Raw genomic sequence first — 20,431 nt, 5'->3', positions numbered from 1 at the left:
AGTTGGAGGACAGGGAATCACGTTACGAAAGGATCGTACGCTTGCGCTCCGACCCCTCCACCTATTACGCCCTCCTGGGAATGAGGGTGGAAGGACTGGAGGAGGGGAAGTCGCGCCTGGTCCTGCCGGTGGAGAAAAAACACCTCAACGCCGGGGGGGTGGTCCACGGAGGGGCTCTGGCCTCCCTGGCCGACGCCTCCATAGCCGCGGCCCTGGCCACCCTCATGGACCTGGAAAGGGAGGGCATGATAACCGTGGAGATGAAGATAAACTACCTGGCCCCGGTGCGCGACGGTCAGCTGAGCGCGGAAGGAAAGGTCATCCAGAAGGGGAGGTCCATCGCCGTCGGGGAGTCCTGTCTCTACGATTCCTCGGGTAAACTGGTGGCCAAGGCCACGGCCACCTTCATGATCCAGCCGCGGTCCTGACTCGCCTGCTCAAGGCATGCCGCCCAGCCGTATGACCCGGCGCAATATCCAGGAACCCTCCTCCGGATGATGGCTTAGCAGGTAGAGGTCTCCGTCGTCGGCCCTCACCCGGAAGCAGACCCTCCGCTCGCGGCTGGTCTCGTCCTCCTCGAACCAGCTTCCCTCGATGTCCATGACCGAGAGCTCGCGGCCGCTGAGCACGAAGCTCAAGGGGCGTTCGTCGGCCTTGAACCCGGAGTAGCATTTGACCTGGACGGGGAAGTTGGCTTCCTCGGTCACGGGGTACCACATCTCCACGGTCTCGCTCAAGGCCCCATCCTCCAGAACCCTGTTTCCGTCACCCACCATGTCTTGCTTATGCCTAATACAACACCCGGAGGGGTAGAGTCAACCCCATGAGCGCTCGCTCCGCTGGCATTGAGGAGAGGAGCGGAAGTTCGGATTCGCCCGCCAGTGGACTCGGAGCCTCGCGGCAAGGCATGGGATTCAATCCTCGCCGGGATTGGGGCGGCCGGACAGGAGGCCTTGCGCGCTCTCCAGGTCCTTGCCGTTGCCGAAATCCGCGGTGGTGAGCAACCCCTCCGGCTTGCCGGCGATGAAGTCCTCCACCATCTGCCGGGCGACGTCGTCGGAATACTGCACCGGGGGCGACTTCATGAAATAGGCGGAGGGCCCGATGAGGGCCCCGGAGAGCCCGCGGTCCATGGCCAGCTTGCAGCAGCGAACGGCATCGATGACGATGCCGGCGGAGTTGGGCGAATCCCACACCTCCAGCTTGAACTCCAGGGAGACCGGTACGTCCCCGAACTCGCGCCCCTCCAGACGGATGTACGCCCACTTGCGGTCGTGCAGCCAGGCCACGTAGTCGCTGGGCCCGATGTGCACGTCGTCCCTGTCGATGCTGTGGTTGAGCTGCGAGATCACGGCGTCGGTCTTGGAGATCTTCTTGGACTCCAACCTCTCGCGTTCCAGCATGTTCATGAAGTCCATGTTGCCGCCGATGTTCAACTGGGCTGTGCGGTCCAGGACCACCCCGCGGTCGTTGAAGAGTTTGGCCAGGACGCGATGCACTATGGTCGCTCCCACTTGGGACTTGATGTCGTCGCCCACGATGGGAAGGCCGTAACGGCGGAAGCGTCCCTGCCAGATCTCCTCCTTGGCGACGAAGACGGGTATGCAGTTCACCACCCCGCAGCCCGCCTTGAGGGCCTCTTCCACGTAGAAGTGGGTGGCCTTCTCGCTGCCCACCGGCAGGTAGTTGATGACCACGTCCACCTGGTGCCGGGCGAGGGTCTCGGCCACGTTCACCGGCTCCGAGGCGTCCTCCACGGCCACCTGGCGGTAATATTTCCCGAACCCGTCCAGGGTGTGCCCGCGGTAGACGGGCGCCCCGAGGGGCGGGACGTCGCTTATCTTGATGGTGTTGTTACGGCCCCGGAAGATGGCCTCCGAGACGTCCCTGCCCACCTTGTCCGCATCCACGTCGAAGGCGCAGACGATCTCGATGTCCCGGATGTGATAGGGCCCGATGCGCACGTGCATGAGGCCCGGAACCAGGTCGCCTTCCTCGGCGTCACGGTAGTACTGGATGCCCTGCACCAGCGAAGAGGCGCAGTTCCCCACGCCTATTATGGCCGTCCTCACCTTTCCCATATGTTCAACCTCCCTTTAACTCCTTATATTCATATCCCCTTGGGGATAGGCTTTCCTCTCCGTTCACGCCGTCGGCCGTCAGGCCTGAATGGGCGTGGCTTTCTCCAGCGATTCGCCTTCCAGCAGCAACTTTTCACCCCCCTTCTCCCCCTTCCTCGGGGAGCCCCCTCCCCGCTCCTTTTCCAGAAGCTGTTTCCTCTCCTGTTCGATGAGTTCGTCCAGCCACTGTATGTCGCTGCGGAGCAGTTCCTGGCGGTGCCTGTAGAGCCCCAGGCGATAGCTGTCCGACTCCTTATAGCGGGATTTCCCGGTCCCGCTCATCTCCTCGAGCCTCTCGGCCAAGTAGTTGCGCCTTTTTTCCAGCAACCAGAGCCTGAGTTCGGGCTCCATGTAACGGAAGAAGGCCAGCCGGAGGCTGAACTTGTCGGAATCGGTGATCTCCGAGGATTTACCGGTGTCTTCCAGGAGCTTTCGGAAGATCTCCTCCCCCTTGGGGGTGATGCGGTAGACGTAGCGGTTGCGGGTCTTCTCCTTGACCGTGTAGGCCCTTTCCACGGCGTCCTTGGCCTCCAGGCGCTTAAGGGCCGGGTAAAGGGACCCGAAGCTTATCTTCCACAGGTGCCCCAGGAGGAAAGAGAGCCGCTTCTTCAGCTCGTAACCGTGCATGGGTTTTTCCTTGAGAGCGCCCAATATGGCCAGTTCGAGCACCTTTACACCCTCTCCTTCCGGCGTTATTATCTACTACGTCATCCGATTCGGAGATATCGAGGCGATATATCATATCGATATATCATAACGATATATTATCGCATATCCCCCCTCCGCGCAACCTCTGCAGAGCCCCTGTAGCCGAAACAGAGCGGGAGAGGTGCCAGCCGGCCGGTTTTGGCCGCGCCGCCGATACGAACGAGGCGGGATAGGAGAGGGTTTCGTGATCTACCGCTCTGGGCCCTCCGCGGTGACCAGGAGTCCTCAAAGGCGCCCGTAATTCCTCAGGTAGTCCTCGATGTACCTCCGCACCTCGGAGGCGGGACGGATGATCCCGAAGTGCCCCTCGCAGAGGATGTCGGCCTGCAGCTCCAGTAGGCGGCGCATGGAAGCCGCCCAGGCGTCGAGGTCGGAACCGAAGGAGGCGTAGAAGGGGCCGTGGATGTCCTGCCCGAAAAGCACCGTGTACAGGCCGTTGTTCAGGTAGAGGGAAATGGAGCCCGGGGTATGGCCGGGAGTATGCAGCCAGCGGAGGGGCGAGGCCTCCGCCGGGAACTCGCCTTCCTCCCCACGGAGGATCTCTCCGACCTCCAGCGGCTTGAGGTCCACGCCGTACCACTGTGCAGCCGTGCGCCTCTTGTCCCCCTCCCGGAGCGGTTGGGCGTCCAGTTCGTGGGCCGCCAACCTGACCCCATATTTTTCCATAAAATAACCGGCCCCTCCCACATGGTCGATGTGGCAGTGAGTGAGGACGAGAAGGCTCAGGTCCCTGGCGGAGTAGCCGATTTCTTCCAGGTTTCGTGCCAGGAGGGGTGCGGAACGGCCCGCTCCGGCATCCACCAGGATGGGACGGCCCAGGTCCACCAGGTACACGCAGCAATCGTCCGGGGAGGTAATCTCCGGCCCCCCCACGATGTACACGCCCTCGGTTATCTTTTCCGGTCTCATGACCCCTATCACCTCCACATCCTCACGGGGCGCGGCTACGGCCGCCGAGATGCCGAGCCGTTCTTCCCCATCCTCCCGGTTCGATCCCCCGCCGCCTTTCTTCCCCCGCGGTGAAGCGGCGGATAAGTCCTTTTTACCACGAGGAGAGGAGAGGTGGATAAGCCCCGGTAAGGCAGCGAACCTAAAGGGAGGGAAAGGGATCCTCATGGGCGGCGGAGGCAGGTGCCCGCGGGAGCCGGGGACGGAGGGAGCGCAGAAGGCGAACGAGCTCGACCGGCGCAAGCCCCGCCGATTACCCGCGCGGAAGGCATCCTGCACGGCGACCGCGGTGCGGCGGCCGGTGGCGGCGGAAGGGGCAGGCCTCCTGGGGTGGGATCGATCCTTCCACGACTCCACTTGCGTCCGTTGGGGATGTTTACCTGCTCCGCAGAACGCGGAAAAGGTAAGGGGATGAAACAAGGAGGAAAGGGGAACCGGTGACGGGAGTGCTGCGGGCAACGGATTTCGAGCATGGTGACCCGGAGCCCTCCGGCCCCGCCGGAGGGGAGAGCGTCCCGGGTGAGGGGGGTGAGTAATAAAATGGATACCGTAGGGAGTTCGATCCGGAAGAGGGATTCGGGCACTGGGGGCAACGGCGGTTCGCGGAATGGAGACAAGGGGTTCGCCCGGCCGTTCTCCAGTTGTCGGCTGGTAATGTGTGGGGGTGTTCGGATGCGTCTGGGATGCCACATTCAGATAAGCGGAGGCCTGAGCAAAGCGGTGGACCGCGCCGTGGAGAGGGGCTGCGAGACCATCCAGGTATTCGTCTCCAATCCCCGGGGCTGGAAACAGTCCGACATCCTCCCCGGGGATATCGACGCCTTCCGGGAGGGCTGCCGGAGTGGGGGGATCGAGCCCGTCTTCGTGCACACCATATATCTCATCAATCTCGCCGCCCCCGAGGGGGAGGTGAGGGACAGGTCCATAGCCTCCCTGGTCATGAACATGGAGGCCGCGGCGAGGCTCGGTTCCTCCGCCGTGGTCACCCATCTGGGAAGCCACGGCGGTGACGGTGAGGAGGAGGGCGTACGGAGGGTGATACGGGCGGTGAGGGAGGCTTTGCGACGGGGCCCTCAAGGGGTGCCGCTTCTCCTGGAGACCACGGCAGGCTCCGGGAACAGCGTGGGGCATCTTTTCGAGCAGTTGGGGGAGATCGTCAGGGCCTTTCCCGACGAGCGGAGGCTGGGAGTTTGCCTGGACACCTGTCATGTATTCGCTGCCGGCTACGAGATACGCACCAGAAAGGGATTGGAGGACACTCTCCGGAAGCTGGACGAGGAGGTGGGGCTGGAGCGCCTGAAGCTGGTGCATGCCAACGACAGCAAGGGCGACCTGGGCTCCCGGGTAGACAGGCACGAGCACATAGGCGAGGGCAGGTTAGGTATGGAAACCTTTTCCATACTGGCCCGGCACCCCGCGTTGCGCAAGCTCCCCTGGATATTGGAGACGCCGGAGATGACCGTGGAGTGGGACCGGGAGAACCTGCGGCGGCTGAGGCAGGCCGCGGGAAGGGGTGCGCGCTGATTCCGGGCGCGTGTGCCGGCGGTGTCGTGCAACCGGGCACCGGCCCCTGCGGGAACGGCGTCGGGCCCCTTGCTTCATCTGATAGCTTGATCTCACCTGCCCGCCTTTCTGCCATCCGGGACCACCGCCGGTGTGCTCGATTCGGGGAAAGCGAGAAGGAGTTTGAGCGGCCCCCTGTCCCGGTCATGGCCTATCTCTGCGGGAAAGAGGTGCTAATATGGTCGGGGGAAGTCAAGACCCCCGCCGCCAGTGGCGAATAAAATAAGGGAGAAAGGACAGAAAAGCATGGCCGTAGTCCACAGGCGCCTGGAGTTCAAGACCGGCGGGAACGCGCAGATAGTCGAGATAACCGGGGAAGTGTCCGCTCTGCTGCGGGAAACGGGTTTGCGGAGCGGCATCCTCAACGTCTTCGTGCCCGGGGCCACGGGCGCGGTGACCACCCTGGAGCACGAGCCCGGCGTGTGCCGGGACTTCCAGGAGCTCTTCGACTTCCTGGCGCCTCCGGACCGCGATTACCACCATAACCGCAGGGGAGTGGACGCCAACGGCCACTCGCACGTCCGCGCGGGCCTTCTGGGCCCCTCGGTCACCGTGCCCTTCGAGGAGGGCAGGCCCCTCCTGGGCAGGTGGCAGCAGCTGGTGTTCGTCGACTTCGACGAGGTGCCCAGGGAACGCACCCTGGTGATCACCTTCATCGGGGAGTGAAGCTCGAAGGCGGGGGTTGAGAGATGCACGCTTTTCAATACCGGGACGGCGTACTGCACGCCGAGGAGGTTCCCCTGACACGCATAGCGGAGGAGGTGGGAACCCCGGTCTACGTGTACAGCAGGCGTACCCTTCGCGACCATTACCGGCGCCTGGACCAGGCCTTCGCCGAGGTCCCGCACCTGATCTGCTATTCGGTGAAGGCCAATTCCAACCTGGGAGTGCTTTCCGTGCTGGCCCGGGAGGGGGCGGGCGCGGACATCGTCTCCGGCGGGGAGCTCTACCGGGCCCTCAAGGCGGGCATCCCGCCGGAGAGGGTGGTCTTCGCCGGGGTAGGGAAGACGGCGGAGGAGATGGCCTACGCCCTGCGTTCCGGCATCCTCATGTTCAACGTGGAGTCGGAGGGGGAACTGCTCCTCCTGGACCGTGTGGCGGGGGAGTTGGGGAAAAGGGCGGACATCGCCCTGCGGATCAATCCCGATGTCGACCCCGGCACTCATCCTTACATCGCCACCGGGCTGAAGGAGGCCAAGTTCGGCATCACCATGGAGGAGGCGCCTGCGGTCCTGGAGCGCGCGGCGGCACTGGAGCACGTGCGCCTGGTGGGAGTGCATCAGCACATCGGTTCCCAGATAACGGATGTGGAGCCCTTCCGGGAGAGCCTGGAGAGGACCGGCGAGCTGGTGCGCTCCCTGCGCCGGAAGGGCCTGGAGATCCGGTACATAAACATAGGGGGCGGTTTCGGCATCCCCTACGATGAGGAGGAGGTCCCTTACCCCGTGGATTATGCCAGGGTTCTGGCCCCGGTGCTCAAGGAGCACGGCTGCACGGCCATCCTGGAGACGGGACGCATGATCGTGGGCAACGCGGGCGTGCTGGTTACCAGGGTCCTTTACCGCAAGAGGAGCGGGAAGAAGAGGTTCCTGGTGGTGGACGCCGCCATGAACGACCTCATCCGCCCCAGCCTCTACGGGTCCTTCCACCGCATACTTCCCGTCGTGGAGAGCTTGAGGGAGGAGGAGACGGTGGACGTGGTGGGGCCGGTCTGCGAGACCGGGGATTACCTGGCCCGGGACCGATCCCTGCCCCGGGCGGAACCGGGAGAGTTGCTGGCGGTCATGAGCGCCGGTGCATACGGGTTCGTCATGTCCTCCAACTACAACTCACGACGCCGGGCCGCGGAAGTGATGGTGGATGGAAGGGATTTCCTGGTGGTCCGCGAAAGGGAGACCATGGACGACCTGGTGAGAGGCGAGAGGGTGGTCCCGGGTTAGAGGGCCTCGCGGCGGGGTTGTCGGCGAAGAGGGGGTGAGCCACATAGCGGTCAGGGAAGCCGATGTCGGCGTGGTGAACAGCGGGGAGCGCGTGAGGCCTCCGGACGCTCCCTATTTCGCCCTGGAGATGGAACCCGGAGAGTCGGGCGGGCCGGTCTTCGCCGCCTCGGTGTGCTCCGAGGGGGAGACCCCGGAAGAACTGGAGGTCCGGCGTTACGCTGTTGGCCTCCTCCACGAGTTCTTCCGCCGGCGGGAGGAGGTGGTCCGGTCCACGGACTGCCGGGTGGTCCTGCGCAATTCACTGCGCCACATCCACCGCCACATCGTCGAGAATTACGGGGATGACGGGCCCCGCCTGGACTTCCTTCTGGTCCTGGCCGACACCCAGAGGCTTTACGCGGCGCGCTGCGGCGGGAACTCCCTCTTCGTCCACAGGGGCGAGGAGACGGACGCCCTTTTCGGCGCCTGGGAGGGGGAGGGAGGACTCCTGGGGGACGCGGCCGGGGAAAGGATAGAGATACGGGAGACAGAGGTGCGCCCCGGGGACGTGGTCGTCCTCTGCAACCCCTCGGTGTCCCGGGTGATGGGAGCGAGGGATGTGGGCGTGATCCTGAGAAGGGCCAGGGAAGCCCGTAAAGCGGCACTCTTCCTCTCCGCCATCGCCGAGAGGAAGGGGGCCCAGGGGACGTTGGTGGCCCTGGTCTGGGAGGTCCCCAATTACCGCGGCGCAGCCATATTCACCGAGGAGGCGATACAGGAGGAGGTCACCCCCCCGCCGCCGCCCGAGGAGGAGGGAGAGGAGCCGCACGGGGAAGAGGAGCGTGCGGAGAGGGCCAAAAGGCAATGGCTGAGCAAGTGGCGCCGCCGAAGGCAGGAATGAGGGGTTGTGGTAATTATTTCCTTTTCTCCCACTTCTCCAAGTAGGCCACCTGGGAGAGGGTGGACCCGGCCTCAATCTCCCCCCGCAGGCGGTTCTCCTTCTCCAGGACGTCCATGGCCCGGTTGGCCATCTCCACCACCTTGTCCCGGGGGATGACCACCACGCCGTCGTCGTCCCCCACCAGCCAGTCCCCGGGGAAGATCTTCCTGCCGCCCACGGTCACGGGCACGTTTATCTCCCCGAAGCCCTTGGGCTCCCCCGCCGTGGGGGTGATGAGACGGGCGAAGGAGGGGAATCCCAGCCGCCTTATCTCCACCGTGTCCCGGATGGCGCCGTCGATGACCACCCCGGCCAGCTTCCTCTGGATGGCGCTGTGGGTGGCCAGCTCTCCCCACAGCGCCGGACCCACGCCGCCGGCGTCGATGACGATGACGTCCCCTTCCTCGGCGACGTCGATGGCCTCCACCGGCTTGGCCCAATCTCCCGGGTAAGCCCGCACGGTGACCGCCGGCCCGGCCATCTTCATCCCCGGGCTGATGGGCAGGATGCCCTCCAGCTCCCCGGAACGGTGCATGGCGTCAGAGACGTTGGGCGTGGAGACCTTGAGGAGGACCTCGCGCACGTTCTCCAGGTTGACGCGCTTGTAGAGGTCGGTCCTCACCGCCTGCCCGGTTAGCATGGCCCGTTTTATCTCCTCCGCGGCGCGGCGGGCGTCCTTGCTCTTGATGATGGCCCCGCCCACGATGACGATGTCCGCGCCGCTCTCCACCGCCCGCGCCGCCGTCTCCGAGTTGATGCCCCCCGCCACGGCAACGGGGATGCTCACCGAGTTGGCTACCAGCCGGAGCCGTTCGAAGGGGTCCACACCCCGCATCTGCATGTCGATGGCCGTGTGCACGGCGATGTAGTGGGCGCCCGCCGCCTCCGCCGCCCGCGCCCGGTCCACGGGGTCCCCCACCTCTATGAGGTCCACCACGATCTCCGCCCCATAGTTGTTGGCCGCCTCCACGCACTCCTTGACCGTGGCGTCGGAGGCGGCTCCCAGGACGTCGATGATGTTGGCCCCTGCCTTGGCCGCCGCCTCCACCTCCGCCCGCCCGGCGTCCATGGTCTTCATGTCCGCCACGATGACGTGGTTGGGAAAACGCTCGCGCAGGGCGCGCACGGCGTTGAGGCCCTCGCTCTTGATGAGGGGGGTTCCGGCCTCGATCCAGTCGGCGCCTCCGGCGACGGCCTCCTCGGCGACCTTAATGGCCCTCTCCAGGTCCACGAAGTCCAGGGCCACCTGCAGTATGGGTCCTTTTATCCTCATGGCAGATAGATTATAGTACGGTGGTCATTTCACCGCTACATGATGTGCTGGAGGATGCCCAGTTCCTATCCGTTTTCTCGCCCTCCCGGATGGCTGGAGCGGTCGTTCCGTGGATTTCTAATTAATCCCGAATCGCCCGCGGAAGGGATACGGCATCGCCTCGTGGTGTGGCGGAGAAACCGCTCCTTGCCTTGCCTCCTGCCGGGTCAGCGGGATGACATGGGAACACCGGCCGTGAGGGACCCGGATGTGTCCACGACAGCGATGCTGCGCAGCTCTCGGCTGCCGGGAGTTCGCAGGTGACGGCCCTCGGAAAGAGGGGAGGTTTCCGATCGAAGAGTCTCTGGCAGGCGAGGCGGGGCTTGATGATCGGGCGCCCGCCGCTCGCCCGATCATGCGGGCGCCAGGTGTGCGCCGCCCGTTCCCGGCTGTTAAAATACCCTTATTCCGGTTCTTGCCATACGGAGTGAGACGGATATCGGAGGAAGCATGTCGGACGGGAAAGAAGCCATAGTCGTCGGTCAGATAGGCTGCGGTACAGTGGGCTCCGGCGTGGTGCGTATCCTCCGGGACAACGCCTCCATCATCTCCCGGAGGGTGGGAAAGGACATAGCCGTGAAGCGTATAGCGGTGCGGGACCTGTCCGACCCCCGCTACGTGGAGGTCCCCGAGGAGATGCTCACCACGGAGGCCATGGAGGTAATAGGGGATCCGGAGGTGGACATCGTGGTGGAGGTGATGGGGGGCATCGAGCCGGCCCGCACCTTCATCCTGGAGGCCATATCCCGGGGCAAACACGTGGTCTGCGCCAACAAGGAGCTCATGAGCACCCACGGCGAGGAGCTCCTGCGCGCCGCGGAGGAGAAGGGCGTGGACCTCGCCTATGAGGCGGCGGTGGGCGGCGGCATCCCCATCCTCATGCCCCTCAAGGAATCCCTGGCCGGAAACGTGATAGACCAGGTGCTGGGGATAGTGAACGGGACCACCAATTACATCCTCACCCGCATGAGCGAGGAAGGCCTGGACTTCGGCGAGGCGCTGGCCAAAGCCCAGGAGCTGGGCTACGCGGAAGCCGACCCCTCCTACGACGTGGAGGGGAAGGACGCCGCCGCGAAACTGGCCATACTGGCCTCTATGGCCTTCAACTCCCGGGTGACCCTCTCCGACGTGTACGCGGAGGGCATAACCTCCATCACCCCGGACGACATCTCCTTTGCCCGCGAGCTTGGCTACGTCATCAAGCTGCTGGCCATCGCCAAGGACGAGCCGGACGGGATAAGCGTTCGCGTGCATCCCACGATAATCCCCGAGCGCCACCCCCTGGCAGCGGTGCGGGACGAGAACAACGCCATCTTCGTGTCCGGGGACGCCGTGGGGGAGCTCATGTTCTACGGAAAGGGGGCGGGTTCCCTGCCCGCGGCGAGCGCCGTGGTGGGCGACGTCATCTCCATAGCGCGCAACATCCTGACCGGCGGGCGGCTGGTGGGCTGTACCTGTTTCTTCCAGAAGCCCGTCAAGGACATGAAAGACGTGCGCTGCCGTTACTTCATGATCTTCGACGTGCCCGACCGGCCCGGCGTGCTGGCCAAGATCGCCGGCGTATTCGGCGAGAACCAGGTGAGTATCAAGTCCGTCATCCAGCACGGGACGGGCAGGGAGGCACGCATCGTCCTGGTCACCCACGAGGTCAGGGAGGAGAACATCAGGGCCACGGTGCGCGGCCTGGAGGGCCTGGAGGAGGTCAACAGGGTGGCCAGCCTCATCCGCGTGGAGGACCCCGGGGAGGAGTGAGCCCCTCCCGGCGTCCGGAGAGGAAGGATGAATCCCCGGGGACGGCGGGACCCACGGCTTTTCCGGACGCCGTGTTCGATGTAGAGGGATCACGGGAGCGCCGGTACCCGTGAGCTTGCGGGGCGGGGGCGAAACCTCTCCCTCTTCCGCGGAGGAGGCATCGCGGACCCGGGTCACGGATGGCGCCGGTTCTGACGGCCGGCGCGCCGCCGGTCATGAGGAGGGACGCGCGACCGGGCGCAGGGGGGCGCAGCGTTCGCCCGGTCTCCGTGGCGGAGGGGTAGGGGATAGGCCAAAGGCGGTGAACGAGGGTGGGAAGGAGGTCGTCGGTCTTGCGCGGCGAATGGCGGGGCGTGATAGAGGCCTATAGGGAATTTCTACCAGTGACGGGCAAGACGCCAGTGGTCACCCTGCTGGAGGGAAACACTCCGCTTGTGGAGGCGGGGTATATCAGCCGTCAGCTTGGGCTGCAGGTCTTCCTGAAATACGAGGGGTTGAACCCCACCGGCTCCTTCAAGGACCGGGGGATGACGGTGGCCGTATCCAAGGCCCTGGAGGAAGGGGCCCGCACGGTGATCTGCGCCTCCACCGGGAACACCAGCGCTTCGGCTGCGGCCTATGCCGCCCGGGCGGGGATCACCTGCGCGGTGATCATACCCAGGCAGGCCATAGCCCTAGGCAAGCTGGCCCAGGCCCTCATTCACGGGGCGCGGGTGATACCCCTGGAGGGGAACTTCGACCAGGCCCTGCAGATGGTACGGCGCATCGCCGAGGACTACCCGGTGGTGCTGGTGAACTCCATCAACCCCCACCGCATCGAGGGCCAGAAGACGGGGGCCTTCGAGATATGCGACGCCCTGGGCCGGGCGCCCGATTACCATTTCATACCAGTCGGGAACGCGGGGAACATCACCGCCTACTGGAAAGGCTACCGGGAGTACCGCGAGGCGGGGAAGACGGACTCCCTCCCGCGCATGATGGGCTGGCAGGCGGAGGGCGCGGCGCCCATCGTGCGCGGCCACGTGGTGGAGCGGCCGGAGACGGTGGCCACCGCCATCCGCATCGGCAATCCGGCCAGCTGGAAACAGGCGGTGGCCGCGGCGGAGGAATCGGGGGGCCGCATCGACATGGTCTCCGACGCGGAGATACTGGAGGCCTACCGATTGCTGGCGGAGCGGGAAGGCGTCTTCGTGGAGCCGGCGTCGGCCGCCTCCGTCGCCGGCCTTTACAAGGCCTTTCGCCGCGGCGACCTGAAGCCCGGCTCGCTGGTGGTCTGCGTCCTCACCGGTCACGGCCTGAAAGACCCCGACCTGGCGGTGAGGACGGTGGAGGAACCGGAGCCGGTCCCCGCGGACCTGGAGGCCGTGCTGGATAGGCTGGGGCTCTGAGGCGCACGGCGGGGGCCGGGAAACCCGGTCCCCGCCCTTCGTTCCCAAGGGTTCCCCCGGCTCAGGAGGGATGATCTCGGGGAGGTGGAGATGAAGTACCTCGTCCTTGTGCCGGACGGTGCGGCCGACCGCCCGGTGGCCGCCCGCGGGGGAGCCACGCCCCTGGAGGCGGCTCGCCTGCCGAACATGGATTTCCTGGCCGAGAACGGGATCTGCGGCACGGCGGTCACCGTCCCCGAAGGCATGCCGGCGGGCAGCGATGTTGCCAATTTTTCCCTCCTCGGCTACGACCCGCGCGTCTATTACTGCGGGCGGGGGCCGCTGGAGGCGGCCAGCATGGGCGTGAAGCTCGCCGAGGATCAGGTGGCCTTCCGCTGCAACCTGGTTACGGAGGAGGAAGGAAGGCTGGCGGATTACAGCGCGGGACACATCCCTACCGAAGAAGCTCGCCGGATCATCGCTTTCCTGGAAGAGAGACTGGGGGATCCCTACACCGCCTTCCACCCCGGGGTGGGATACCGGCACCTCCTGGTTTTGCGGGGGCTGAGATACCTGGAGGACAACTGTATTCCCCCGCACGACGCCGTGGGGCGGAAAATAGAGGAGATCCTCCCTCAAGGGCCCGGGTCGGAGCGGTTGCGCTCGCTCATAAGGCTTTCCCGTCGCCTCCTCGAGGACCACCCCGTCAACTGGTGGCGCCGGGAGCGCGGCCTGCGGCCGGCGAACATGATCTGGCCCTGGGGCCAGGGACGTTCGCCGGAACTTCCCACCCTGAGGGAGAGGTTCGGCCTCACCGGGGCGGTGATCACCGCCGTGGACCTCGTCAAGGGCCTGGGCGTCCATGCCGGGCTGGAGGTGGTCACCGTCCCGGGAGCCACTGGCTATCACGATACCGACTACGAGGCCAAGGCGCGCTATGCCCTGCACGCCCTGCGCAGGGTGGATCTGGTGTACGTCCACGTGGAAGCCCCCGACGAGGCGGGCCACGAGAGGAGCTGGGAGGCCAAGGTTGAAGCCCTGGAGAATTTCGACCGCCACATCGTGGGTGCGGTGCTGGATGAATCGGTCCGCCTACACGAGGAGTTCCACATCCTTCTCGCGCCCGACCACCCCACTCCTGTCGAGGTGGGCACCCATGTCCCGGAACCGGTGCCCTTCGCCCTTTATCTGGGAGGAAGAGACCCAGACGCCGCACGCGCTTTCAGCGAACGGGAAGCGAGCAGGGGGACCTACCGGGAGATCCCGGGATGGAAACTCATGGATATGCTGGTGAAAGGGCTATAATGGGAGTGAGTGATGGAGAAACCGCCCGGGTGCGGCATATGCCAAGCGGGCGGCCGGGAGTAAATTCGGGAAGTGTCGAGGGTGTCATCCAAGACCTATCCGGTTAAGAAATCGCCGGTGGTGGTGGCCCACATATCCGATTTCCACATCGGGTCCTACCATTTCGTGGCCAACCTCATGAACCGCACCATTCACGAACTGAACGAACTCCGCCCGGATATAGTGGTGGTGACCGGGGACCTCACCAATGAGGGTTTCCGGCAGGAGTACCTGACCGCCAAGTCCTATCTGGACAACCTGGAGTGCGAGAACATCGTCATAGTTCCCGGGAACCATGACTCCCGCAACGTGGGCTACCTCCATTTCCAGGAACTCTTTGGCCCCCTGTTCCGCTGCCTGGAGTACGAGGGCGTGTTCATCATGGGAGTGGACTCCAGCGAGCCCGACCTGGACGACGGCAAGATCGGGCGCGAGAAATACGGATGGATTGTCAATAATTTCCAATCCACGGACGGGTTCAAGATCTTCGCCCTGCACCACCACCTCCTGCCCGTGCCGGGAACCGGGAGGGAACGGAACATCGTCTATGATGCCGGGGACATACTCGAGCTGCTTATCTACGCCGGGGTGGACCTGGTGCTCACAGGCCACAAGCACGTACCTTACGTGTGGAGGCTGGAGGACATGTACCTGGTCAACGCGGGGACCATATCCTCGCTGCGCTTGCGGGGCCACACCAAGCCCTGCTATAACCTTATCGAAATCCGCGAGGACGACGTTCGGGTACTGCGTAAATACCCCTTCGGGGGTAGCGACGTCATCGCCCGGTTCGGGGCCGGGGCGGGAGAGACGCAACGGGAACTGTCCGGAGTGGTGCGGGAGATAATCAGTACGGACATCTGAGGCCTGGGGGCATGCAGGCGAGCCGCCAGTTGTTCTCCCGCTTGAGCGCGGATCCGCAGAGGGTATAATTCGTGAGGCGAGAGGCCACCGGTGGTACCCGGTTCCCGCACCCTGGCGGTCGTCGACGAGGTCGTAGTCGGGGATCGCCGTCCGTTCGGTGCCTGACGTCTCGAAGTAAAGCGGGTGGGGAAAGGTCAGCATCTCTGAACCGACCCGTGCGCGTGGATGGCGCTCTTCTCTATCGGACTCGAGAGCACGAGCGGTTTCCTTAGCCCGTTCGTCGGCGGCTAATACGGCAAGCCCTCCCGGTTCGTTGGGCCTGTAGGACCCGGGGGTGGCTGCCCGGTCGTCGGCGGGATGTAAGGTGAGATATATGAGTCGAGCCCTTTTCCTGGTGGACGGCGAACACCATCCCTCCGCGATCCTGGACGCCGTGCGCGAGCTGGAGGAGATGGCGGGCCTGCTCCCGGTGGGACTCTTCTTCCTGGGCGGGACGGAGAAGGTGACCGACCTAGGCGCCCTCTCCTCGCCGCTCTGGGAACTTGTGGTGCCCGGCGACCTTATCCTGGAGCTGGCCGCGAGCCTGGAGAGGCTGCGCCCGGAGGTGGTGGTGGACCTCAGCGACCTTCCGGTGGTGGATTCGGGGACCAGGATGGCCCTGGCTTCGGTGGCCCTGGCCCACGGGGCCTCATACCGCGGGGCGGACTTCGAGTTCCGTCCTCCCCGCCGGGAGAAGGTGCTCACCAAACCCTCCTGCGCCGTCATAGGCACCGGGAAACGGTGCGGCAAGACGGCGGTGTCGGCGGAGCTGGCTCGCTGCCTGAGGCGGTGGGGTTACCGGCCGGTTGTGGTGGCCATGGGTCGGGGCGGTCCTCCGGAGCCGTACCTGGTGAGAGGGGAGGAGGTCGATGGGCCCTACCTTCTGAGGGAGCTTTCCAAGGGGCTCCACGCCGCCTCGGATCATTACGAGGATGCCATGGTGACCGGAATGACCACCATAGGTTCACGCCGCTGCGGAGGCGGGATGGCCGGCCAGCCCTTCATCACCAACTGCGCGGAGGCAGCCAGGCTGGCGGAGAGCCTGGCGGTGGACGCGGTGGTCATGGAGGGCAGCGGCTCGAGTATCCCTCCCGTGGAGACGCAGGGCGCCATCTGCGTGATCAGCGCCGCCCAGGATCCGAGGGATTCTCTCGAATACCTGGGCCCGTACCGTATCTTGATTTCCGACGGGGTTGTAATTACAATGGCTGAGGAACCTTTCGCAGATCCCCGCCGCGTGTCATCGCTGCGCGAAAGGATAAAGCGTATAAAGGACGGCGTATTAACCATAGAGACGGTTTTCAGGCCTCATCCCTTGAAACCCATCGACGGAAAGAGGGTGTTCCTTGTTGTGACCGCTCCTCCCGAAGCCGGAGCAGTGCTTAGGGAGTACCTGGAGAAGGAGACGGGTTGCCAAGTGGTGGGGACGAGTTTCAACCTCGCCGACCGGCGGTCGCTGAGGCGGGATTTGGAGGAAGCGGATGGCGCCGAGCTCTTCCTGACCGAGCTCAAGGCCGCCGCCGTGGACACAGTAGCCAGGCATGCCGGGGAGACGGGGAGGGAAGTGGTCTACTTCCACAATCTACCTGTGCCTGCAGTCCCGGGGGAGAGCCTGGAGGGCTTCTTCCGGGCAGTGTGGGATAGGGTGCTGGAGAGGACATGAAGGAGAAAGAGGAAAAGAACGCCAAGAGGATAACCATCCTCGACGACGAGAACCACCGGGTGCCTTTTTCCAAGGGGCTGACCGCCAACGCCATCATGTCCTCCGGCCTGGCGCCCGGCACGGCGTATCTCGTGGCCGCGGAGATCGAGGAGCTCCTCGTCAGGGAGGGAAGGCTGGAGGTAAAGGCCCGGGAGCTCCGCAACATCATCTATGAGACCCTCCTCAAGAGGGCGGGGAAGAAATACGCGGAGAACTATTCCCGGTATATCAGCTTCAGCAGCCTGAACAAGCCGCTGGTGGTGCTCATCGGCGGCTCGACGGGAGTGGGAAAATCCACCATCGCCACCATGATCGCCAACCGCCTGAGCATCGTACGCATCGTGTCCACCGATGCCATCCGGGAGGTCATGCGGGCCTTCTTCTCCCGGGAGCTGATGCCCACCATCCACACCTCCTCCTTCGATGCTGATACGGCCCTCATCCACCCCTTGCCGCCGCATGTGGACCCCGTGGTGGCCGGTTTTCGCGAGCAGAGCCTCTCCGTCCTGGTGGGGGTGAGGGCCATCATCAAGAGGGCCCTCAACGAGGGGACGCATATCATCATCGAAGGGGCGCACATCGTGCCCGGCTTCATCGCGCCGGAGCAGTTCCCGGAGGCTTTCATAGTCCCGTTGGTGATAAAGGTGTCCGACGAGAAGATGCACCGGGATCACCTTTACGTGAGAGGGGTGGAGACCCAGGGCACACGCCCGTTCATGCGCTATATCAAGTATTTCGAGAACATCAGGAAGATCCAGGATTACATACTTTACATGTCCGAGATAACCGGGGTGAGGACCGTGGAGTGCGTGGACCTCGATACCACCGTCTCCGAGGTGGTGGAATATATCATCAACGCCGCCTACGATATGGCCCGCAGGGAGAAGCTGCTGGTGGAGGCGGGCAACCCCACGTAAGAGGCGTGCCTTCGGCGATCCCGGCTGGGACATGGTGTCCTGAGGCGGGCATGAAAAGCGGGCAGGAAAGCGGGGTTGTGCGCTGTGGCGGAGCCGGCTTTCCTGCGGACGGTGGACGATACGGGCTGGACAGGGACGCGAGCACCTGTCGTGGCGATCGGAGGTAGGAGATGAAGCTGTTCCTGGATACGGCCAACGTGGAGCACATCCGAGAGATCAACGAGTGGGGGGTGCTCTCCGGGGTGACCACCAATCCTTCCCTGGTCTCCAGGGAGGGACGCGGCATGCGGGAGATTTTGGAAGAGATTACCAGAATCGTCTCCGGACCCGTGAGCGCGGAAGCCGTCAGCATGGACACGGAGGGGATGATAAGGGAGGCTCGGGAACTGGCCTCCATCGCCGAGAACATCAACGTCAAGATCCCCATGACCCCTCAAGGGCTGGCGGCGGTAAGCCGACTATCCAAGGAGGGGATCAAGACCAACGTGACCCTGGTCTTTTCCGCCAACCAGGCTCTTCTGGCCGCCGCCGCGGGTGCCACGTTCGTAAGCCCTTTCGTAGGGCGTCTTGACGACGTGGGCAACAACGGGATGGCAGTAGTGGAGGAGATCGTGGACATCTTCGACACCTACGACATCCCCACGCAGGTCATCGCCGCCAGCCTGCGTCATCCCATGCACGTGGTCCAGGCGGCGCGGGCAGGGGCGCACATCGCCACCATCCCCTACGAGGTGATGGTCAAGATGGTGCAACACCCGCTGACGGATATCGGGATCAAGAAATTTCTGGAAGATTATGAGAAGATCAGAGATCTCTGAGAGTTGCGAGAGTCGGCGCTTTCCGGCGCTGCCATCCCAATGAAAAGGAGGTGAGAAAGTGGAACAGACACTGGACAGAGCCAAGCTGGAGTCCATGCTCCTGGCGGACCTGCAGAGCATGGCCCGGGAGATGGGCATGACCGGCATCACCGGCATGCGCAAGCAGGAACTCATCGAGAGCATCCTGAGCCGCCGGGTGGAGGAGGAAGGCCTTTTCATCCGTACGGGCATCCTGGACATCCTTCCCGAGGGATACGGGTTCCTGCGCACCAGGGGTTATCTGCCGAGCGAGGACGACATATACGTCTCCCTCTCGCAGATCAGGCGCTTCCACTTGAAGAGGGGCGACGAGATCCAGGGGCAGGTCAGGCCTCCCAAGGACAGCGAGAAATACAACGCCCTCCTGCGCATCGAGAAGGTCAACGGGGACAACCCCGAGGTCTGCCGCGAGCGCAAACAGTTCGAGCAACTGACGCCGCTCTTCCCCTTGGAGAGGCTCCGACTGGAGACCCCCAACGGGGAGGTGGCTCCGCGCATCATCGACCTCATAGCCCCCATCGGCAAGGGCCAGAGAGGGCTCATCGTCTCCCCTCCCAAGGCGGGCAAGACCACCATACTCAAGCAGATCGCCAACAGCATCACCCACAACAATCCGGAGGTGAAGCTCATCGTGCTGCTGGTGGACGAGCGCCCCGAGGAGGTCACGGACATGGAGCGCTCGGTGAAGGGGGAGGTCATCAGCTCCACCTTCGACCAGCCCTCTGACAACCACATCCAGGTGGCGGAGCTGGTGCTGGAGAGGGCCAAGCGGCTGGTGGAGCACAACCACGACGTGGTCATCCTCCTGGACAGCATCACCCGCCTGGCGAGGGCCTACAACCTGGCCACGCCCACCAGCGGAAGGATACTCTCCGGCGGCGTGGACTCCACGGCCCTCTACCCGCCCAAGCGGTTCTTCGGAGCGGCGCGCAACATCGAGGACGGAGGCAGTCTCACCATCATAGCCACCGCCCTGGTGGAGACCGGTTCCCGCATGGACGAGGTCATCTTCGAGGAATTCAAGGGCACCGGGAACATGGAGCTGCACCTGGACCGCAAGCTGGCCGACAAGCGCATCTTCCCGGCCATCGAGATAGACAAGTCCGGGACCCGCAAGGAAGAGCTGATCATGGAACCGGAAGAGGCTCAGGTGGTCTGGAAGCTCCGGCGCGTCCTGCATGCCCTGGACCCCAGCGCGGCCATTGAGCTGCTCATCGACAAGATACGCAGCACCAGGAACAACCAGGAGTTCCTGAACGAGATAGCCAGGTCGCCCATCTCCTGAGTTCCGGAGGCGGAGGCAGCCGGTCCACGCCGGCCTTGCACTCCGAGACCGATCCCGGATCTTCCCCGAGGGGAAGAGAGGCGCAGGCCTCAGTTAAGGGGTAAGGGAGTTTTTGCGCCCTTTTCCGGGGATCGGGGCGGGGCGGCGGGAAATGAGGCCTGCTGCCGGGGCGAGGCCAGGCCAGTTTTCCTAGTCCCGTCGTGAATCGCCGGCATGCCTGTAGCCTTGCCGGGCCAGAGGAAAAAAACAGGCCTCGAGACGCCACCCGGGCTTGGACGATGGGGGCATCCCATCCCACCGGCGCAGCGGTACGCCTGACATGGAGGGACAGGGGTCACGGAAAATCGCGGGCTCGCGGGTCGAGAGGGCCGGCGTGTGCGCCTCGGCGGGGAAGCGGCGAAGGGGCGCCCCTCCTCTGGCGGCCGTGCCGAGCGTCGAGGAGACCCCCGGAACTGACCTGTCGGGCCTCTCCTGTTCAAGGGCGGCGAGCGTTGCTATACTTTATGGGTCGTGAGCGATAAGGGAGGACGTGAAGGATGAAGAAAGGAATACATCCCGAGTACGTGGAGGCCACGGTGACCTGTTCCTGCGGGAACACCTTCAAGACCCGCTCCACCAAGCCCGTTCTGCGGGTGGAGATATGCTCCCAGTGCCACCCCTTCTATTCCGGGAAGCAGAAGCTGGTGGACACCGGGGGGCGCGTGGAACGCTTCGAGCGGCGTTACGGGAAGGCCAGACCGCAGCGGAAGAAGAAGGGAGCGGAGAAAGTGGAGGGATAGGCCCCTCCACATCCG

19 protein-coding genes are annotated in these 20,431 nt (G+C 64.5%); 14 read left to right on the top strand and 5 right to left on the bottom strand.

The genetic code is table 11. The features are described 5' to 3' along the window. Positions 1–2: 2 nt before the first annotated feature. On the top strand, positions 3–428 hold the full coding sequence (locus H7007_RS10865; RefSeq protein ID WP_287155291.1) for a PaaI family thioesterase: 426 nt from the start codon (positions 3–5) through the stop codon (positions 426–428). A gap of 9 nt (positions 429–437) precedes the next feature. Here the strand turns inward: H7007_RS10865 and H7007_RS10860 are convergent, their stop codons facing one another. From H7007_RS10860 to H7007_RS10845, 4 genes are all read right to left on the bottom strand, one after another. Next, positions 438–737 (bottom strand): hypothetical protein, encoded by a 300-nt coding sequence (locus H7007_RS10860; RefSeq protein WP_287155290.1) that lies wholly within the window; start codon positions 735–737, stop codon positions 438–440. A 177-nt stretch (positions 738–914) separates the two neighbouring features. Next, on the bottom strand, positions 915–2,081 hold the full coding sequence (locus H7007_RS10855) for an inositol-3-phosphate synthase (RefSeq protein WP_287155289.1): 1,167 nt from the start codon (positions 2,079–2,081) through the stop codon (positions 915–917). Positions 2,082–2,159: 78 nt separating this feature from the next. After that, positions 2,160–2,789 carry a PadR family transcriptional regulator gene (locus tag H7007_RS10850; protein WP_287155288.1) on the bottom strand — a complete coding sequence of 210 codons (630 nt, stop codon included), beginning with the start codon at positions 2,787–2,789 and terminating at the stop codon, positions 2,160–2,162. 264 nt (positions 2,790–3,053) lie between these two features. Then, the gene (locus H7007_RS10845) at positions 3,054–3,737 is read right to left on the bottom strand and encodes an MBL fold metallo-hydrolase (RefSeq protein WP_287155287.1); all 684 of its coding nucleotides are present in this window, start codon (positions 3,735–3,737) and stop codon (positions 3,054–3,056) included. Positions 3,738–4,448: 711 nt separating this feature from the next. Here H7007_RS10845 and H7007_RS10840 point away from each other — a divergent pair. The 4 genes from H7007_RS10840 (at position 4,449) to H7007_RS10825 (ending at position 8,159) form a co-directional block, all read left to right on the top strand. Further along, positions 4,449–5,300 carry a deoxyribonuclease IV gene (locus H7007_RS10840; protein WP_287155286.1) on the top strand — a complete coding sequence of 284 codons (852 nt, stop codon included), beginning with the start codon at positions 4,449–4,451 and terminating at the stop codon, positions 5,298–5,300. Positions 5,301–5,585: 285 nt separating this feature from the next. Next, a complete protein-coding gene (locus H7007_RS10835; protein WP_287155285.1) occupies positions 5,586–6,005 on the top strand; it encodes a secondary thiamine-phosphate synthase enzyme YjbQ in 420 nt (139 codons plus the stop codon). A gap of 23 nt (positions 6,006–6,028) precedes the next feature. Next, positions 6,029–7,279 (top strand): diaminopimelate decarboxylase, encoded by a 1,251-nt coding sequence (gene lysA, locus H7007_RS10830; RefSeq protein WP_287155283.1) that lies wholly within the window; start codon positions 6,029–6,031, stop codon positions 7,277–7,279. 34 nt (positions 7,280–7,313) lie between these two features. Then, positions 7,314–8,159, top strand: a complete 846-nt coding sequence (locus H7007_RS10825; protein ID WP_287155282.1) for a hypothetical protein — start codon at positions 7,314–7,316, stop codon at positions 8,157–8,159. A gap of 13 nt (positions 8,160–8,172) precedes the next feature. Here H7007_RS10825 and hxlA read toward each other — a convergent pair whose 3' ends face one another. Then, the gene (gene hxlA / locus H7007_RS10820; RefSeq protein ID WP_287155281.1) at positions 8,173–9,471 is read right to left on the bottom strand and encodes a 3-hexulose-6-phosphate synthase; all 1,299 of its coding nucleotides are present in this window, start codon (positions 9,469–9,471) and stop codon (positions 8,173–8,175) included. A gap of 489 nt (positions 9,472–9,960) precedes the next feature. Between hxlA and H7007_RS10815 the strand changes: the two genes are divergently transcribed. The 9 genes from H7007_RS10815 (at position 9,961) to rpmE (ending at position 20,416) form a co-directional block, all read left to right on the top strand. Beyond that, the gene (locus H7007_RS10815) at positions 9,961–11,262 is read left to right on the top strand and encodes a homoserine dehydrogenase (RefSeq protein WP_287155280.1); all 1,302 of its coding nucleotides are present in this window, start codon (positions 9,961–9,963) and stop codon (positions 11,260–11,262) included. Between the two features lie 332 nt (positions 11,263–11,594). Next, positions 11,595–12,650, top strand: coding sequence for a threonine synthase (thrC, locus tag H7007_RS10810; protein WP_287155279.1), 1,056 nt, complete (start codon positions 11,595–11,597; stop codon positions 12,648–12,650). Between the two features lie 90 nt (positions 12,651–12,740). Then, positions 12,741–13,934 (top strand): cofactor-independent phosphoglycerate mutase, encoded by a 1,194-nt coding sequence (locus tag H7007_RS10805; protein WP_287155346.1) that lies wholly within the window; start codon positions 12,741–12,743, stop codon positions 13,932–13,934. A gap of 72 nt (positions 13,935–14,006) precedes the next feature. Further along, the gene (locus tag H7007_RS10800) at positions 14,007–14,837 is read left to right on the top strand and encodes a metallophosphoesterase family protein (protein ID WP_287155278.1); all 831 of its coding nucleotides are present in this window, start codon (positions 14,007–14,009) and stop codon (positions 14,835–14,837) included. A gap of 373 nt (positions 14,838–15,210) precedes the next feature. Then, complete coding sequence (locus tag H7007_RS10795) at positions 15,211–16,539, top strand: 2,3-diphosphoglycerate synthetase (protein ID WP_287155277.1); 1,329 nt, start codon at positions 15,211–15,213, stop codon at positions 16,537–16,539. After that, the gene (locus tag H7007_RS10790) at positions 16,536–17,495 is read left to right on the top strand and encodes an ATP cone domain-containing protein (RefSeq protein WP_287155276.1); all 960 of its coding nucleotides are present in this window, start codon (positions 16,536–16,538) and stop codon (positions 17,493–17,495) included. The genes H7007_RS10795 and H7007_RS10790 overlap by 4 nt, the downstream gene beginning before the upstream one ends. Before the next feature lie 170 nt (positions 17,496–17,665). Then, positions 17,666–18,313, top strand: coding sequence for a fructose-6-phosphate aldolase (fsa, locus tag H7007_RS10785; RefSeq protein WP_287155274.1), 648 nt, complete (start codon positions 17,666–17,668; stop codon positions 18,311–18,313). A gap of 58 nt (positions 18,314–18,371) precedes the next feature. Further along, on the top strand, positions 18,372–19,637 hold the full coding sequence (gene rho, locus H7007_RS10780; RefSeq protein ID WP_350340646.1) for a transcription termination factor Rho: 1,266 nt from the start codon (positions 18,372–18,374) through the stop codon (positions 19,635–19,637). A gap of 536 nt (positions 19,638–20,173) precedes the next feature. Beyond that, on the top strand, positions 20,174–20,416 hold the full coding sequence (gene rpmE, locus H7007_RS10775; protein WP_287155273.1) for a 50S ribosomal protein L31: 243 nt from the start codon (positions 20,174–20,176) through the stop codon (positions 20,414–20,416). The last annotated feature ends 15 nt before the right edge of the window (positions 20,417–20,431 follow it).

The organism is Candidatus Solincola tengchongensis (assembly GCF_015711935.1).
GTDB classification, from domain to species: domain Bacteria; phylum Actinomycetota; class Geothermincolia; order Geothermincolales; family RBG-13-55-18; genus Solincola_A; species Solincola_A tengchongensis.
The sequence above is the reverse complement of the archived record's forward strand: the minus strand, read 5'-3'. Positions and strand labels throughout refer to the sequence as shown.

Coding starts and splice junctions, on each gene's coding strand:
- H7007_RS10835 (WP_287155285.1), top strand. CDS start 5,586: ATGGCCGTAGTCCACAGGCGCCTGGAGTTCAAGACCGGCGGGAACGCG.
- H7007_RS10855 (WP_287155289.1), bottom strand. CDS start 2,081: ATGGGAAAGGTGAGGACGGCCATAATAGGCGTGGGGAACTGCGCCTCT.
- hxlA (WP_287155281.1), bottom strand. CDS start 9,471: ATGAGGATAAAAGGACCCATACTGCAGGTGGCCCTGGACTTCGTGGAC.
- H7007_RS10815 (WP_287155280.1), top strand. CDS start 9,961: ATGTCGGACGGGAAAGAAGCCATAGTCGTCGGTCAGATAGGCTGCGGT.
- H7007_RS10840 (WP_287155286.1), top strand. CDS start 4,449: ATGCGTCTGGGATGCCACATTCAGATAAGCGGAGGCCTGAGCAAAGCG.
- rpmE (WP_287155273.1), top strand. CDS start 20,174: ATGAAGAAAGGAATACATCCCGAGTACGTGGAGGCCACGGTGACCTGT.
- fsa (WP_287155274.1), top strand. CDS start 17,666: ATGAAGCTGTTCCTGGATACGGCCAACGTGGAGCACATCCGAGAGATC.
- H7007_RS10805 (WP_287155346.1), top strand. CDS start 12,741: ATGAAGTACCTCGTCCTTGTGCCGGACGGTGCGGCCGACCGCCCGGTG.
- H7007_RS10845 (WP_287155287.1), bottom strand. CDS start 3,737: ATGAGACCGGAAAAGATAACCGAGGGCGTGTACATCGTGGGGGGGCCG.
- H7007_RS10795 (WP_287155277.1), top strand. CDS start 15,211: ATGAGTCGAGCCCTTTTCCTGGTGGACGGCGAACACCATCCCTCCGCG.
- lysA (WP_287155283.1), top strand. CDS start 6,029: ATGCACGCTTTTCAATACCGGGACGGCGTACTGCACGCCGAGGAGGTT.
- H7007_RS10790 (WP_287155276.1), top strand. CDS start 16,536: ATGAAGGAGAAAGAGGAAAAGAACGCCAAGAGGATAACCATCCTCGAC.